Origin of the sequence: Glutamicibacter protophormiae (assembly GCF_014647495.1) — a bacterium.
Lineage (GTDB): Bacteria > Actinomycetota > Actinomycetes > Actinomycetales > Micrococcaceae > Glutamicibacter > Glutamicibacter protophormiae.
In genome coordinates, this window is record NZ_BMPH01000019.1 from 17,943 (window position 1) to 33,179 (window position 15,237).

Consider the following 15,237-nt stretch of genomic DNA (forward strand, 5'->3'; position numbering starts at 1 on the left):
GCAACACCCAAGATACTGAGTCCCATAATAACTGCGGTCTTGGACAGTGGCTTGTGGTTTGGTCTTGGCGTTTGTCTCACGATCTATTTCAGCTCCATCGCCGATTTGCGTAAAAGCTCTGCGATAATCCTTATCGGAGGGATAAGTTGTTCGGCAGATTGCTCGTACACAACATCGTTCTTGCGATACGGATCAATAACGTCATCGTCGCCTGGATCGTCCAATAGTGGGAGGGTTCCACGAAGCTTTGTGGCTCCCGCTATCGCATTCCTCATTCCTTCCACCGCGTTAACTTTTTCAGGCACCGTAGCCGTCGATTGATTTGCGAATGCCAAGGCTAGGCGGCCAAATTCTCGCAAGGTAAAGGCGTAACGGCTCGCTTTTGGAACCAAGTTCACAATGTGGCGCCGATGCTCTCGGCTCAGAGTAAGAACAAGATCAGAATCCTTGACCATGTCGCTATTCACTTGGCGTGCCAGATGCATGTGGGCATCCATCACACCGTTGCGCTCTGCAATCCGTCGGTTCTGCTCTGTCATCTCGTGGCCTTCTAATGATTGGGTACCCGCACTCGACACAACAACTGGCAAATCACCAATTTCATGACGAAGAATCATCTCTGCGAGGGGGGACCTACAGATATTACCTGTGCACACAAAAAGGACGTGGACTGGGCCACTGCGATACGCCATGCGAGGGAACGAGAAACGCATGACTAACGCTCACTGCGTCGGCCGATGGGACCCGGTGGAATGGAACTAGCGAGTTCCTCAGCCATGGCATTGGCTTGCTTCTCCCCGGTACGACCGTAGCCGCCATAAGCGCCGTAGGCTCCATAAGCGTACGAATCCGGCCCCTTCAGGGGCAGCATCGTGACAATGATGCCGAGGGCTTTCCCACCCGCGATTTCCAAAGTATCCAACGCTCCGATCAACGACTGTTTGCGAGTCGCACCCGAAGCAGCAACAATAAGAACGCCGCTGGCATGCTGACTGAGTACGGAAGCATCAGTCACCAGCAATAGCGGGGGCGCGTCGATGATGATGTAATCAAATAATTCGCCCAAAAGATTCAGAAGCTCATCCATCGCCTTTGATCCGAGCAGTTCGCTGGGATTCGGAGGAACTTTCCCAGAGGGAAGCACGTAAAGCTCGTCCTTTCCCCATTGTTGCAGAACATCGGAAACTTCCACACTGCCAATCAGTAAATCGGTGAGTCCGGTCCCTCCCTCGATGCCCATGTAGCGGGCCACTGCTGGCATGCGAAGGTCGCCGTCGATCAACACAACTCTCGTGCCCGTCTCTGCCAATGCCAGGGCAAGATTTGTTGCCGTAGTCGATTTGCCTTCTCCAGGGCCGGGAGATGAGACCACAAAGGTACGGGCTCGCGAGTGCTCCTGATTGCTTACCGCAAGAAACTCGAGGTTGGTGCGTAGTGTCCGGAATGCCTCGGCCCGTGGACTGTGGGGATCGGATTGGACGATCAACGGCCGTTTCGGAGAGTCCGCATCATAGGTAATTCCTCCAAGTACAGGTACGTCGGTAGCGTGCTCTATCTCCTGCAGCGAGCGAATGCGAGTATCTAATACAGCACGCAGCACGGCAATGCCGAGTCCAAGGGCCATACCGAGCAATGTCCCAAGCGCAAGATTCAGTGGGACACGAGGACTTACGGGAGCGACCGGCTCCGTGGCGGGCTGAACCGTATTCATCGATACTAAGCTGGGTTCGTTACGAGTCGTTGAGGCTTCGAGTTCATCTTCCACCACTGCTTTCAAGCTTTTACCGACCTCGTTAGCAATCTGTGCAGTCAATTTGGGATCTTCACCGGTCACTATCACCGAAATCAATGACTGATTGGCCGGGGCAGTAGCTTGAATTTGCGCTGACAGGACTTCAGGGCTTTGCGGGAGATCGAGTTTCTCGATCACTGGCCCAAGGACGCTTTCGGTCGTGGCAATGGAGGCGTAGGTTGAGACGCTCTGGCGAGCCACTGTGGATCCCTGAGCCAGTTCTCCCACAGCTTGTCCGTCACCACGGACCGAAACATAGATTTGGGTACTCGCTTCATACTTCGGTGTTGCGGTGATTGAGACTACAGCCCCGACAATGATGCCAAGCAGCGTCGTGGCTACGATCTGGACCCAGTATCTACGCAAGATTCGTAGATAATCACGTAACTCCACTGTAGATGTTCTCCTAAAGTTCTAACGGGACAATTGACTGCAGAACGTGTTAGAGATTTAGATCCCCCGAAGAGACTCTTCCATTTTTGGGTTCTCGAACATCGACGCATTCCTGTCCACGCCGGCGACCTCCCCAGATCGGCCCAGCCATGGAAATATGAAGATTCCTACGCGGGTTACGGTTTCTCCACGAATCGATGTTATCACCATGAATCACGGCTTTTGTTCCAAACGGGAACAATATGACCTCGGGCCCAGGAGAGTCACGCAAAGCTGCAACGAGAGGAATCTGCTAGTCGAACCAAATCGATCACTGCGAATTCTTCATTGTCGGCAATCTGTTCGGAAGACAACGGCGCGTGCTTCGCCGTCGAACAGGACGATTCCGGAGGCAGTTTTTTCGCGGATTTGCAGCAATATGGTTTTTCACAGCGGATGACATCAAATGTCTAAATCTGAGCAAAAGCACGCTGACCGAGTAACTTGCAGCCCAAACCCGTTGATTGCAGATGGATCGTACCCGAGAAGCACACCGTGAGACTTCTAAAAAGACTCACAAAGTTAACCTAAGTCACTTTGGGAGCGAAGATAAGTATACTGGCAGGGTGGGTGCATCTTGCGTTCCGCGCATTTCCAAGTGGATCAAAACTGCAGCACGCGCCGAAAAACGGCATGTTCCTTGGGGGAACGCTTAATTCTGTTGGGGAGATACATTCATGAGCAACTCTGCACGTGGTCGTCGACGTGATCCAAACTACCGTATAGGTCCCGGGGTTCCATTCGCGTGGAAGGTCTCCGGACTAGCTATTCTTGCTATCGCAGCTGTTGTCGCGGTCTTCATTGCCGTAACTGCATAACGCCGGGATGAATCTTTTCCAGAGGATGATGCGGCAAATGCTTCCGCGCCCATAGATAGATCAAAGAGGGTAGTTACGCCTGCGCGCGAAACGGCGCGGCCCGCGTCCAGAGTTTCAGGCTCGTCCGTGCACCATTGCAGGGAGCACCTACATAAGATATTGAGTCCATGGTGCTGGACTTTTTCCGCTCTCCACCAGAAAGTCTGCCAATTCGTAGCGCGCCCTGCCCACGCGCATGGCCGACGCCGCGTGCTTCGCCTTGTGGTTTTGTTTCCAGCGACCAAAACAGGGACAGATATCTGCTTTGATGGAGCATCGGATCTCCGGGTAATCCAGCTCGCACCGAAGAAGCTTTTGCAGTACCGCACCGAGCCATAGGAACAACGACCTCAACGCGGAAAGTAGTATCTGGCACACCGCGACGCCGTTCTGGGCTGGCGTGAACGGCTAGCTCAAACTGTTACGTCCAGCGACCAATGCGGCGGTCTCCTACCTACCCCTATGACTGGCCGTGCAGGCTGCCTGGAGGGCTGTTCTATGGCAACTTCCAGCCGGCGGGGCCTGTCGAACGGTCTTCAATCGTTGAAAATTGGATGGCCAAGAAAAATCTGGCCCCTGCTTGATGCCGCAAGGAGCCATAGGGTCAGCCCCGAGGAACGAAGGATCCGCCAGCGCCACACCCTACGGCCTCAGCGCGGAGTCAACCCCACACATACTGTATGTGGCGATGCCTCTCCATGCCTCGGCCAAGACCTATCGAAGCCGATATTCGCCATCGATACACCCTGGGAATAATTGACGCCTCAACTTGTTATTAGATGCATACGCATATAAATTGGAGACGCGCACACGACGCGGCGTCTCACCAGCTAGTAGGAGTAGGCATGCAGTTCGGAGTATTCTCAGTCAGCGACATCACCCGCGACCCCACCACCGGCCACGTGCCGACCGAGAAGGAGCGCATCGACGCCGAGGTAGTGATCGCCAAAAAGGCCGAGGAAATCGGCATGGACGTCTTCGCCATCGGCGAGCACCACAACCGCCCTTTCTTCTCCTCCTCGCCGACCACCACCCTGGCCTACATCGCCGCGCAGACCGAACGCATCATCCTGTCCACCGCGACCACGCTGATCACCACGAACGACCCGGTCAAGATCGCCGAGGACTTCGCCATGCTGCAGCACCTGTCCAATGGTCGCACCGACCTGGTGCTGGGCCGTGGCAACACCGGCCCGGTCTACCCGTGGTTTGGCAAGAACATGCAGGACTCGGTGAACCTGACGGTGGAGAACTACAACCTGCTGCGCCGCCTGTGGGATGAGGACGTGGTGAACTGGGAGGGCCGCTTCCGCACCCCGCTGCAGAACTTCACCTCCACCCCGCGTCCGCTCGATGACGTGGCCCCGTTCGTCTGGCACGGCTCGATCCGCACCCCGCAGGTCGCGGAGATCGCCGCCTACTACGGTGACGGCTTCTTCGCGAACAACATCTTCTGGCCCAAGGAGCACTACCAGCAGTTGATCGGCCTGTACCGCGAGCGCTACGAACACTACGGCCACGGCCGCGCCGACCAGGCGATCGTGGGCCTGGGCGGGCAGTTCTACATGGCCAAGGATTCCCAGCAGGCGGTCAAGGAATTCCGCCCGTACTTCGACAACGCCCCGGTCTACGGGCATGGCCCGTCGCTGGAGGACTTCACCGCGCAGACCCCGCTGACCGTCGGCTCCCCGCAGCAGGTGCTGGAGAAGACCCTGAGCTTCCAGGAATACTTCGGCAGCTACCAGCGCCAGCTGTTCCTGGTGGACCATGCAGGCCTGCCGCTGAAGACCGTGCTGAACCAGCTGGACATGTTCGGCGAGTACGTGCTGCCCGAGCTGCGCAAGGAAATGGATGCCCGCGCGCCGAAGGACCTGACTCCTGCGCCGACACATGCGGGGCTTGTGGCCGCCCGGGACGCTAAACTTAAAGCTGAGCAAGCCAACGCCCCAAAAGGAGCCTGAAGTCAGTGACCGGGACCAGTAACACCCCTGCCTCTGTGAAGGTGACCATCGACGCCTGGGAGTCGCTCTTCCGGGCGCAGGTGGCCGTCATGAGGAAGGTCAGCGCCAAGCCGGAGTTCCACAAGCTCTCGATGCGCGAATACGATGTGCTGTTCAACCTGCGCATCTGCCCGGGCGGCCGCAGCCGGCTGGTCGATCTGAACCGCTATCTGCTGATCTCGCAGCCGAGCCTGAGCCGTATGGTCACCCGGCTGGAGGACAAGGGTCTGATCACCCGCGAGGCCGATCCCACCGACCAGCGCGCGATGCAGCTCTCGCTGACACCCAGGGGGCTGGCGGTCCAGCAGGAGATCGGCCGCGAGCACGTCAAGCACATCTACGAGCAGATCGGCACCGCGCTGAGCGAGGAAGAATTCCTCCAGCTGCAGCAGCTGACCTCCAAGCTGCGCAGCGCCATCAAATAGCACGCACGACGAACGCCGGCGGATTCAGCCCCAGGGGGCGGTTCCGCCGGCGTTGCCGTGCCACGCGGCGGCCGCCGCTAGGTGTAGAAGCCCTCGCGCAGCACGATGCCGTATTCCAGCCAGCACTTCATGGCCGCGAGCATGCCGGCCCAGCCCTCGCAGTTGCCGAAGGCCGCCGTGGCGCCCTCGGCGGTGTCCTGCCACGCGGATTCGGTGATCACGACCTTGGTGCGCGAATTGTCGTCCTGGGGCTGGAAGTCGAAGGTGACGGTGTTCTGCGCGTCGGGCGCCGCGGAATGGTTCGCTTCCCACTGCAGCAGGATGCGCTGCGGAGCCTCGGCTTCCAGCACCTTCACCGGGAAGGCGCCCGGGAAGTCGTGGAAGTCCCAGCTCACGGTCGCGCCGGTTTCCAGGCGCCCCTTGGCGCCGCCGGTCGTGAAATAGTGCGAGAGCTGTTCGGGATCCGCGACGGCCTCGTACACTTGCACGCAGGTCTTGGCGATGTGTCCCGAAACGCTGAAGGACAGCTGGCTGGGGGCTGGGTCGTGGCTCACGACACTTTTCTACACCGCCCGCTCACCCTGGGCAAGAGCCCGGCGCGCATTCCCAGCCGCAGTGTCCATGCCTCCTGCTATCCTGTCGCCATCAGATCCTTCGACCTGCTGATGGAGCGCATCATGGCACGGGTAACCTGCGACGTCACGATCTCACTGGACGGCTTCGTGGCCGGGCCGGAGCAGAGCCTGGAACAGCCGCTGGGCCGCGGCGGCGAACAGCTGCACCGCTGGCAGTTCGAAGCCCGGGAGGAGGACGTCGCGGAGCGCGCCGGAATCCTGGAGGCCGGCGCCTACATCATGGGCCGGAACATGTTCGGCCCCGAACGCGGGGCGCCCTCGGGCAGCTGGCGCGGCTGGTGGGGCGAGGATCCCCCGTACCACCGGTGTTCGTGCTCACCCACTACGCGAGCGAACCGCTGGTGATGGAGGGCGGCACGGAGTTCAGGTTCGTGACCGGCGGGATCCGCCGGGCGCTTCAGCTGGCCCGCGAGGCGGCCGGCGGTAAGAACGTCGCGATCGCCGGCGGGGCATCGACCATCAACCAGTTCCTGGAGGCGGGACTGCTCGACGAGCTGCGCCTGCACATCTCCCCGAGGCTGCTGGGCTCCGGCGAGCGCCTCTTCGAGGGGGTCTCGGGGCGGGAGTTCATCCCGCGCTCCTCGCGCAGCACCGGGCTGGTCACCCATGTGGTCTACGAGGTCGTTCCGCCGGACAAGGCCTGACGCCGCGGGTGCAGCCGGGCCGGGACTCCTAGCAGCCGAAGGGGCTGGCGTAGCGGAAGTCTCCGCGCGGCAGGGCGTCCCGGTCGAACACCCGCACCATGAAGTGCTCGCCCCAGGTGGGGTCGCTGGGAATGATGCCATGCCGGGAGGCCGGCTCGTAGCCGAAACGGTGGTAGTAGCCCGGCGAGCCGAGCAGCACGATGCCGCTGAGCTGCGCGCTCTCCGCGGCGTCGTGGATCTGCTGCATCAGGATCGAGCCGACTCCGCGGTGCTGGTATTCCGGCGCCACGGCCAGCGGGCCGAGGCCCAGCATCGGCTGCCTGCCGATCTTCCCCCAGGTGGCGATGACGTGGCCGATCACCACCGCGTCGTCCAGCGCGACAATGGAGAAGCGCGCATCGTAGCCCGCGCAGTCGAAGAGCTGCTGCAGCAAGCCGACTTCGTCGGGCTCGACCATCGGATCGATTCCGGTAAACGCCGCATGCGTCACCGCATAGACTGCGGCCCGGTCATCGAAGCTCTCTGGACGAATCTGCATGATCGCAAACCTACCAAATCGGCATCGTATCGGTAAATCGCAGCGGCCCGCGCCCGGAGTGCTCCCCCGGCGCCCCCGGCGCCTGCCGCACCCGGATTTCGGCAGGCCACGCCGCGGATCAGCGGGCGGCCGGCCCCGGTGCGCAGCGGCCGGCGGCGGCCGGGATGCGTTCACCATCAGCGCATCATCCGGGGGCTGCCCGGTCCTGCATAGTGCACTGCGCCCGGGACGGGGTGCGGATCATCCAGGCCACGGGGCCAGAAGCCCGGCCGGGACCAGGTGGTTGCTCGTATTCAACCGTTTGGTGGATGACCGTCGCCGCGGCCGCGTATTAGCATCGTGGTGACAGGGCACGCGGCACGGCAGCACGCCGGCGCACCTGCAAGAAGCAGAGGCTTGAAAAGTGACGACTGACAAGACGCGCAGCAGCGCATTAGGCACCGTTTCCCGCTCCGCCGCGCACCCGTGGGCGGCGCTGGGCATCCTGGCCGCGGGACTGGGGCTGGTGGTGCTCGACGGCACCATCGTCGGCGTCTCGCTGCCGACCATCATCGCCGACATCCATCTGGACCTGGGCGACGCGCAATGGGTCAACAGCCTCTACGCGGTGGTGCTCGCGGCGCTGCTGCTGTCCACCGGCAGCCTGGCGGACCGCTGGGGCCGCAAGAAGATGTTCATCGCCGGCCTGCTGGTGTTCATGGGCGGTTCGCTGCTGGCCGCCAACGCCGACGCGGCCGGCTCGCTGATCTCCGCCCGCGCCCTGCAGGCGCTAGGCGCGGCGAGCATCATGCCCGCCACGCTGTCCACGGTGAATTCGCTGTTCCAGGGCAAGCAGCGCGCCGCGGCCTTCGGCGTGTGGGGCGCGGTGATCTCCGGCGCCGCGGCCATAGGCCCGCTGGCCGGCGGCCTGCTCACCGAATACGCCTCTTGGCACTGGATCTTCCTGGTGAACCTGCCGCTGGGCGCCGTGCTGCTGGTGCTGGGCCTGCTCTTCGTGCCCGAAACCAAGGGCGGGGCCACCGGCCGCGGCGTGGACGTGGACGGAGCGCTGCTCAGCGCGCTGGGCATGGGCGCACTGGTGTTCGCGATCATCGAAGGACCGGACGCCGGCTGGATCACCCCGAGAAAGGAGCTGAAGATCGGCTCCTTCGTGTGGCCGGCCGATGCGGCGGTGTCGCTGCCGGGCATTGCGCTGCTGGTCTCGGCCGCGGCGATCACCATGTTCATCTTCTGGGAGCGGCACCGCGCCCGCAACGGTCGCGCCGCGCTGCTGGAGCTGCGCCTGTTCGAGCACACGACCTTCTCCTGGGGCAACCTGACGGCCGTGAGCGTGGCCATCGGCGAATTCGCCCTGCTGTTCGTGCTGCCGCTGTTCCTGGTCAACGCCCTGGGCCTGAGCGTGCTGCACGCGGGCTTCATCCTGGCCGCCATGGCGCTGGGCGCCTTCTTCTCCGGGGCTTCGGCCCGGCACCTGGCCGCGGTGCTCTCCCCGGCCGGTACCGTGCTGCTGGGCCTGGGGCTGGAAACCGTCGGCGTGCTGGTGCTGGCCCTGGTGCTCAGCGCCGGGGTGTCGGCCTGGGCGGTCGCGGTGACCCTGGTGGTCTACGGGCTCGGCCTGGGGCTGGCGTCAGCCCAGCTGACCGGCACGGTGCTCGCCGAGGTTCCGGTGCGGATTTCCGGCCAGGGCTCGGCCACGCAGAGCACCGTGCGCCAGATCGGCTCCGCCCTGGGCACCGCGATCTCCGGCGCCGTGCTCTCCGCGGCGCTGGCCATCACCCTGCCTTCGCGGCTGGATGAGGCCTCGGTCCCCGCCGCGCAGGCTTCCCAGCTGGCCGAGGCCACCCGGCAGAGCGCCGGCACCACCATCACCCAGCTGCGCGTCCAGCCTCCGGGCGGGCACGATGCGGCCTCGACCATCGACGCCTTGTCCGCCGGGTTCTCCGACGCCACCCGCCTGTCGATGCTGGCCGCGGCGTTCTTCCTGCTGCTCGGCGCCGTGGGCGCCTGGCGGCTGCTCTCCGCGCAGCGGACGGCGAACCGGCTGGCCGCTGGAAGCGGCAACTAGGCGGCGCCCGGCGATGCCGGCAGCAGCCCGCCCACCGCGGCGATGACCGCGTTGGCCACCTGGCTCAGCTCGTTCTCCTTGATGCCGCGCCCGAAGGACAGCCGCACCGCGGTGTGCGCCAGCTGCTCCTGGTACCCCATGGCGGTGAGCACCGGCGAGGGATCGGTGGATCCCGCCGCGCAGGCGGATCCGGAGGAGCACAGCACCCCCTTGCGCTCCAGTTCGATCAGCACGGTCTCCCCGGCGGTCTTCGGGAACACGAAGGACACGATGCCGCCGATGCGCTGGCTCCCGCTGCCGGTCAGCCGCACGCTGCCGGGGTGCTTGGCTTCCAGCCCGCGGGTGATCTTCTCGATGAGGTAGGGTCCGTAGCCCTCGCCCAGCCCCTGCGCGCGCTGGGAAGCGCAGACCTGCAGGGCCACCGCGATGCCGGCCGCGGCCGCCGGGTTCTCGGTGCCCGAACGCAGGCCCGACTGCTGCCCGCCGCCATGCAGCAGCGGCACGAAGCGGTGCTTCCCCGACAGGTACAGCGCCCCGCTGCCCTTCAGCCCGCCGATCTTGTGCCCGGAGATGCTCAGTGCATCCACCGCGGCGGCCAGCGGCGCCAGATCCAGCCATCCGGCGGCCTGCACCGCGTCGGTGTGCATCAGCGCGCCGGCCGCGTGGGCCAGCGCGGCGAACTGCGCCACCGGCTGGATCGTGCCGACCTCGTTGTTCACCGCCATCACCGAGACCACGGCGACGTCGTCGTCGATCAGCTGCGCCGCATGCTCCAGGTCCACCAGCCCGTCGGCGGTGACATCGATGAGCCGCAGCGTGAAACCGTGGAACTCCACCAGGTAGCGGCAGGCTTCCAGCACCGCTGGGTGCTCGATGGCGCTGGCCACGACCACCCGGCCGCGCGGGTTGCCCAGCGCGCCGCCGATCACCGCGGTGTTCGCGCCCTCGGTGCCGCCGGAGGTGAAGTAGATTTCCTCTTCGCGCACCGCCAGCTGCGCGGCAACCTGGGCGCGCGCCCAGTTAGCGGCCCGGCGGGCCTGGTGCCCCGCCTCATGGTGCGAGGCGGGGTTGCCGAAGTCGCGGGTCAGCAGCGGTGAGACGGTGTCCAGCACCTCCTGGCGCGGCGGGGCGGTGGCGGCGGCGTCCATGTAGATCATTCGACCACCATATCCAGTCCCAGGTCGATCGCCGCCACCGAGTGGGTGATGGCGCCCGAGGAGATGATGTCCACCCCGGATTCGGCCACCGCGGCGACCGTGCCGGCGTTGATGTTGCCGCTGGCCTCCACGACCGCGCGGCCGGCGATCAACTCGATGGCCGCCGGGATGTCGGCGGGGTCGAAGTTGTCCAGCATGACCACGTCCACCCCGGCGGCCAGCACCGCCGGCAGCTGGTCGATGGAGTCCACTTCCACCTCCATGGTCGTGGTGTGCCCCAGCCGGGAGCGCACCGAGGCCAGCGCCTCGGTCAGCGCCTGCGGGGTGCTGAACAGGGCCAGGTGGTTGTCCTTGGCCATGAACGCGTCGGAGAGGTTGTCGCGGTGGTTCACCCCGCCGCCGCAGCGCACCGCGTAGCGTTCCAGCGCGCGCAGCCCAGGGGTGGTCTTGCGGGTGTCAGCGATGCGCGCTGTGGTGTGCGCGACCAGGTCCACCAGCTGCCCGGTGGCGGTGGCGATGGCGCTCAGGCGCTGCAGCAGGTTCAGCCCCACGCGTTCGGCGGTGAGGATGGAGGCCGCCGGGCCGCTGACCTCGATCAGCGTGTCCCCCGCGGCGAACTTCTCCCCCTCGGCGACCAGCTGGGTGGTGGCGATGCCCGGGTCCACCGCGTGCATGGCGCGGGCGAAGACCGTGCCGCCGGCCAGCACGCCGGGCTGCCGGGCGCGCACCCGGCAGGTGGCGACCGCCCCGGCCGGAACGATGGTGTCCGCGGTCACATCCCCGCGGGGGTTGTCCTCCTCCAGCGCGAGGTGGATGATGCGGTCGATCACGCGCAACGGGACGGGGTGGATGGGTGCGTTCACGCGGAGTGTTCCTTGCTGCTTGGGCTTGAAGAGGTTGTGGTGGAGGAAAGCTGTTCGGCGGTTCGCTCGGCGGCACTCAGCCGCCAGCCGTAGCGGATTGCAGGCTGCGATTGTCCTGGCGCCGCGTCCAGACGGTGGTGGGCGCCGAGCGACCCGGTGCGGGCCAGCGCGCCGGCGGCGGTGAACCGGGCGGTGAGCCACAGGTTCTCCAGCTCCAGCTGCTCGCGCGGGGACTCGGCCACCGGGGCGCAGGCCGCAAGCAGCCCGGCGAAGCGCTCCAGCTGCTTGCCGGTGCGGTACACGCCGATCGCCTCGCTGGCCTCGCGCTGCAGGGTTTCCAGGTCCAGCGGGGCCTCGGCCGCTCCGAGGGCCGACAGCGCCGTCGGCAGCTGGGCGACGGTCATCCCGTCGAGCCCGTCGAGGTCCGCGCAGACCCCGGGATCGTCGGAAAGCATGGCCTGCACCGCGGTGCGCGCGAACACCATCGCCTCCAGCAGCGAGTTGCTGGCCAGCCGGTTGGCGCCGTGCACCGTGGTGTTGGCGCATTCGCCGGCCGCATAGAGCCCCGGCACGGTGGTGCGGGCGCTGGCGTCGGCGGCGATCCCGCCCATGGCGTAGTGCTGCGCCGGGACCACGGGAACCAGGTCCGCGGCCAGGTCCAGCCCGCAGGAGGCCAGCCGCGCGGTGATCGAGGGGAAGCGGCGGGCCAGGAACCCGGCCCCGCGCTCGGCCTCGATGCCGCGGGCGTCCAGGTACACGGTGCGCCCGGCCAGCAGCTGGCGGTGGATGCCGCGGGCGACCACGTCGCGCGGTGCCAGCTCGGCCTCCGGATGCTCGGCGGGCATGAAGCGCTCCCCGGCGTCGGTGACCAGCACCGCGCCCTCCCCGCGCACCGCCTCGGAGACCATGCCGGCCGCCGGGTAGCGCGCCGGGTCCACCAGCGTGGGGTGGAACTGCACGAACTCGGCGTCGGCGATCACCGCGCCGGCCCGGGCGGCCAGCCCGATCCCGTCCGCGGTGGCGCCGGCCGGGTTGGTGGTCGCGGCGTACAGCCGGCCCAGTCCCCCGGTGGCCAGCAGCACCGCGTCGGCGGCCAGCCGCTGCGCTCTCCCGTCCTGCAGGACCTGGACCCCGGCCACGGCGCCGCGCTCGTCGAGCACCAGCGACGCGGCCAGCGCATGCTCGCGCACCGTCAGCTTCCCGGCGTCGCGGGCGCGGCGCACCGCGGCGGACAGGGCCGCCACCAGCCCCGCCCCGGTGGCGTCCCCGTGGATGTGCAGGATGCGGTGGGCGCTGTGCGCGGCCTCCAGGCCCAGCTGGTAGCCGCCGCCCTCGGTGCGGTCGAACCCGACCGCGTGGGCTTCGAGCTGCTCCACCAGGTCCGCGGCGGATGCGCACATGTACCGCACTGCCTGCGGCCCGCAGTGTCCGGCGCCGGCGGCCAGGGTGTCAGCCACGTGCGCGGCCACCGAGTCCCCGGCGGCGATGGACTGCGCGGTGACGGCGCTCAGCCCGCCCTGGGCCAGCTCGCTGTTCGAGTCCCCCAGCCGGTCCTTGGTCAGCAGCACCGGGTGCGCCCCGGCGGCCGCCGCCTGCAGCGCAGCGGTCAGCCCGGCAACCCCGGACCCGATGATGATCAGGCGTTTCATCGCATCAGTCCTTACGGCCGGGCGGCCAGCATGCGTTCCAGGGCGATTTTCGCGTCGCCCTGCTGCTCGGCGGGCACGGTGATCCGGTTGACCACGCGCCCGGCGACCAGCTCCTCCAGCACCCAGGCCAGGTAGCCGGGGTGGATGCGGTACATCGTCGAGCACGGGCAGATCACCGGGTCCAGGCAGAAGATGGTGTGCTGCGGGTATTCGGCGGCCAGCCGGTTGACCATGTTGATCTCGGTGCCGATCGCGAACACCGTCGGCTCGGTCGCGTCGGCGATCGCGCGGCGGATGTAGTCGGTGCTGCCTGCCTCGTCGGCCGCGTCCACGACCTCCATCGGGCATTCGGGGTGCACGATCACGCGCACGCCCGGGTACTCCTGCCGCGCCTTGCCGATCTGGGCCGGGGTGAAGCGCTTGTGCACCGAGCAGAAGCCGTGCCACAGGATCACCCGGGCCTCGCGCAGGGTCGCCTCGTCGTTCCCGCCCAGCGCCTTGCGCGGGGTCCACATCGGCATCTGCGCCAGCGGCACGCCCATGGCCTTGGCGGTGTTGCGGCCCAGGTGCTGGTCCGGGAAGAACAGCACGCGCCGGCCGCGCTCGAACGCCCATTCAAGCACCGTGGCGGCGTTGGAGCTGGTGCACACCAGCCCGCCGTTGCGCCCCACGAAGGCCTTCAGCTCGGCCGAGCAGTTCATGTAGGTGACCGGGATGACCGGCAGGCGGCCGTCGTCCTCCTCGTCCCGGTAGAGCTCGGTCAGCTCGTCCCAGCACTGCTGGACGCTCGGCCCGTCGGCCATGTCCGCCATCGAGCAGCCGGCGGCCAGGTTCGGCAGGATGACCGCCTGGTCGTCGCGCGAGAGTATGTCAGCGGTCTCCGCCATGAAGTGCACGCCGCAGAAGACGATTGCCTCCGCCTTGTCGCGGGTCAGCGCCGCGTTGGCCAGCTGGAAGGAGTCGCCGACGAAGTCCGCGTACTTCACCACCTCGTCGCGCTGGTAGAAGTGGCCCAGGATCACCGCGCGCTCGCCCAGCGCCTCCTTGGCCGCCAGGATGCGCGCATCCAGCTCCTGATCGCTGGCCGCCAGGTACTCCTGCGGGATGGTCCCCTGCTCCGGGTAGCCGGCCGGGACCTGGTCCTGTTCCGAGGCGCCCGGGCCGTAGCCGCCGGGGGTGTCCCACGGGTTGGATTTCAGGTCCTCCGAGCAGGTGGAGCCCGGGGCCAGCAGGTTCAGCCGCGCAATGTTCTGCGCGACCGAAGCGTTGTGCTGCGCGTTGGCCGCGTCGGTGAAGATGGTGTTGGTGCTCATGGTGCTCCCCCTTCAGGGATTCAACGGTCTAGTTGAAAAAGTGTGGTGAAGTTCGTTCTCAGCCCTGCGGCGGCTCGACCTGCAGGGGGTCGACCTGCAGCGGATCGGGCCCGTGCCCGACATAGCGGTAGAGCCGCGGCGGGCGGTGCTTGCCGCCGGCCTGGTATTCGTCGGTCGCCTCGATGCTGGCGGTCGAGTTCAGCGTGCGCCGGAAGTTCGCCGGGTCCAGCCGGCGCCCGAGGATCGCCTCGTACACCCCGCGCAGCGCCGCCAGGGTGAAGCGCTCGCCCAGCAGCCGGTGCGCGATCTGCCCGTATTCGGTTTTGTTGCGCAGCCGCCACAGCGCGTAGTCCACGATCTGGCGGTGGTCGAAGGCCATCCGCGCGATCTGCGGATCGTCGATGTCGAACCAGGCGACGTTCTCGTCGCGCACGGTCGCACCCACCTGGTCCACGTGCATCAGCGCGAAGTAGGCGATGGTCACCAGCCGGTGCGTGGGCGAGCGGTCGATGTCCCCGAAGGTGTACAGCTGCTCCAGGTAGTTCGGCCGCAGCCCGGTGGTCTCGGCCAGCGTGCGCCCCGCCGCCTGGCCCAGCGACTCGCGCGCCCCCACCGGACCGCCGGGCAGCGCCCACAATCCGGCATGAGGCTGGCGGATGCGGCGCACCAGCGGCAGGCACAGCTTGTCCGGCCCGCCCTCGACGCCCTCGCGGATGCCGAGGATCACCGTGGACACCGCCAGCGTCGGCGGCATGTTCCGCCGCTCGTCGACGTTTGCCCAGCTTGGTACCGATGTCATCAGTTGCGATGCCCCGTTTCAGGTTTCCAGCAGTTTCCGCAGCCTTGACCGCGTTAGAGTCATTCTGA

The 15,237-nt window shown here is 66.1% G+C and carries 12 protein-coding genes and 1 pseudogene; 4 read left to right on the plus strand and 9 right to left on the minus strand.

The window, feature by feature from the left end:
• Positions 1-83: 83 nt before the first annotated feature.
• On the minus strand, positions 84-713 hold the full coding sequence (locus tag IEY43_RS16865) for an arsenate reductase/protein-tyrosine-phosphatase family protein (RefSeq protein ID WP_188950009.1): 630 nt from the start codon (positions 711-713) through the stop codon (positions 84-86).
• Between the two features lie 2 nt (positions 714-715).
• Positions 716-2,185, minus strand: coding sequence for a tyrosine-protein kinase domain-containing protein (locus tag IEY43_RS16870; protein ID WP_188950011.1), 1,470 nt, complete (start codon positions 2,183-2,185; stop codon positions 716-718).
• A gap of 1,741 nt (positions 2,186-3,926) precedes the next feature.
• On the opposite strand from IEY43_RS16870, the gene IEY43_RS16875 reads away from it, so the two are divergent.
• Positions 3,927-5,042 (plus strand): LLM class flavin-dependent oxidoreductase, encoded by a 1,116-nt coding sequence (locus tag IEY43_RS16875; protein ID WP_188950013.1) that lies wholly within the window; start codon positions 3,927-3,929, stop codon positions 5,040-5,042.
• A 5-nt stretch (positions 5,043-5,047) separates the two neighbouring features.
• Entirely contained in the window at positions 5,048-5,506 is a 459-nt protein-coding gene (locus tag IEY43_RS16880) for a MarR family winged helix-turn-helix transcriptional regulator (RefSeq protein ID WP_229777469.1), read from the plus strand.
• Positions 5,507-5,583: 77 nt separating this feature from the next.
• On the opposite strand, the gene IEY43_RS16885 is transcribed toward IEY43_RS16880, so the two are convergent.
• A complete protein-coding gene (locus IEY43_RS16885; RefSeq protein ID WP_188950015.1) occupies positions 5,584-6,060 on the minus strand; it encodes an SRPBCC domain-containing protein in 477 nt (158 codons plus the stop codon).
• Between the two features lie 123 nt (positions 6,061-6,183).
• Between IEY43_RS16885 and IEY43_RS18520 the strand changes: the two are divergent.
• Positions 6,184-6,785: pseudogene (locus tag IEY43_RS18520) on the plus strand (dihydrofolate reductase family protein).
• Positions 6,786-6,813: 28 nt separating this feature from the next.
• Here IEY43_RS18520 and IEY43_RS16895 read toward each other — a convergent pair.
• Complete coding sequence (locus IEY43_RS16895) at positions 6,814-7,323, minus strand: GNAT family N-acetyltransferase (RefSeq protein WP_188950016.1); 510 nt, start codon at positions 7,321-7,323, stop codon at positions 6,814-6,816.
• Between the two features lie 403 nt (positions 7,324-7,726).
• Here IEY43_RS16895 and IEY43_RS16900 point away from each other — a divergent pair, with 403 nt between their 5' ends.
• Complete coding sequence (locus IEY43_RS16900) at positions 7,727-9,388, plus strand: MFS transporter (RefSeq protein ID WP_188950019.1); 1,662 nt, start codon at positions 7,727-7,729, stop codon at positions 9,386-9,388.
• Here IEY43_RS16900 and IEY43_RS16905 read toward each other — a convergent pair.
• Genes IEY43_RS16905 through IEY43_RS16925 form a run of 5 tightly spaced genes read right to left on the minus strand, consistent with a single transcriptional unit; the run spans position 9,385 to position 15,169 of the window.
• Positions 9,385-10,545 (minus strand): cysteine desulfurase family protein, encoded by a 1,161-nt coding sequence (locus tag IEY43_RS16905; protein ID WP_188950021.1) that lies wholly within the window; start codon positions 10,543-10,545, stop codon positions 9,385-9,387. The genes IEY43_RS16900 and IEY43_RS16905 overlap by 4 nt on opposite strands.
• Positions 10,542-11,408 carry a carboxylating nicotinate-nucleotide diphosphorylase gene (gene nadC, locus IEY43_RS16910; RefSeq protein ID WP_188950023.1) on the minus strand — a complete coding sequence of 289 codons (867 nt, stop codon included), beginning with the start codon at positions 11,406-11,408 and terminating at the stop codon, positions 10,542-10,544. The genes IEY43_RS16905 and nadC overlap by 4 nt, the downstream gene beginning before the upstream one ends.
• Complete coding sequence (locus IEY43_RS16915) at positions 11,405-13,057, minus strand: L-aspartate oxidase (RefSeq protein ID WP_188950025.1); 1,653 nt, start codon at positions 13,055-13,057, stop codon at positions 11,405-11,407. The genes nadC and IEY43_RS16915 overlap by 4 nt, the downstream gene beginning before the upstream one ends.
• Before the next feature lie 11 nt (positions 13,058-13,068).
• Positions 13,069-14,370 (minus strand): quinolinate synthase NadA, encoded by a 1,302-nt coding sequence (nadA, locus tag IEY43_RS16920; protein ID WP_188950027.1) that lies wholly within the window; start codon positions 14,368-14,370, stop codon positions 13,069-13,071.
• Between the two features lie 58 nt (positions 14,371-14,428).
• Entirely contained in the window at positions 14,429-15,169 is a 741-nt protein-coding gene (locus IEY43_RS16925; RefSeq protein WP_113607870.1) for an NUDIX hydrolase, read from the minus strand.
• Between the last annotated feature and the right edge of the window lie 68 nt (positions 15,170-15,237).

Excerpts from the sequence above, each read along its gene's own strand:
- IEY43_RS16925 (WP_113607870.1), bottom strand. The coding sequence starts at position 15,169 with ATGACATCGGTACCAAGCTGGGCAAACGTCGACGAGCGGCGGAACATG.
- IEY43_RS16915 (WP_188950025.1), bottom strand. The coding sequence starts at position 13,057 with ATGAAACGCCTGATCATCATCGGGTCCGGGGTTGCCGGGCTGACCGCT.
- IEY43_RS16865 (WP_188950009.1), bottom strand. The coding sequence starts at position 713 with ATGCGTTTCTCGTTCCCTCGCATGGCGTATCGCAGTGGCCCAGTCCAC.
- IEY43_RS16905 (WP_188950021.1), bottom strand. The coding sequence starts at position 10,545 with ATGATCTACATGGACGCCGCCGCCACCGCCCCGCCGCGCCAGGAGGTG.
- IEY43_RS16875 (WP_188950013.1), top strand. The coding sequence starts at position 3,927 with ATGCAGTTCGGAGTATTCTCAGTCAGCGACATCACCCGCGACCCCACC.
- nadA (WP_188950027.1), bottom strand. The coding sequence starts at position 14,370 with ATGAGCACCAACACCATCTTCACCGACGCGGCCAACGCGCAGCACAAC.
- IEY43_RS16895 (WP_188950016.1), bottom strand. The coding sequence starts at position 7,323 with ATGCAGATTCGTCCAGAGAGCTTCGATGACCGGGCCGCAGTCTATGCG.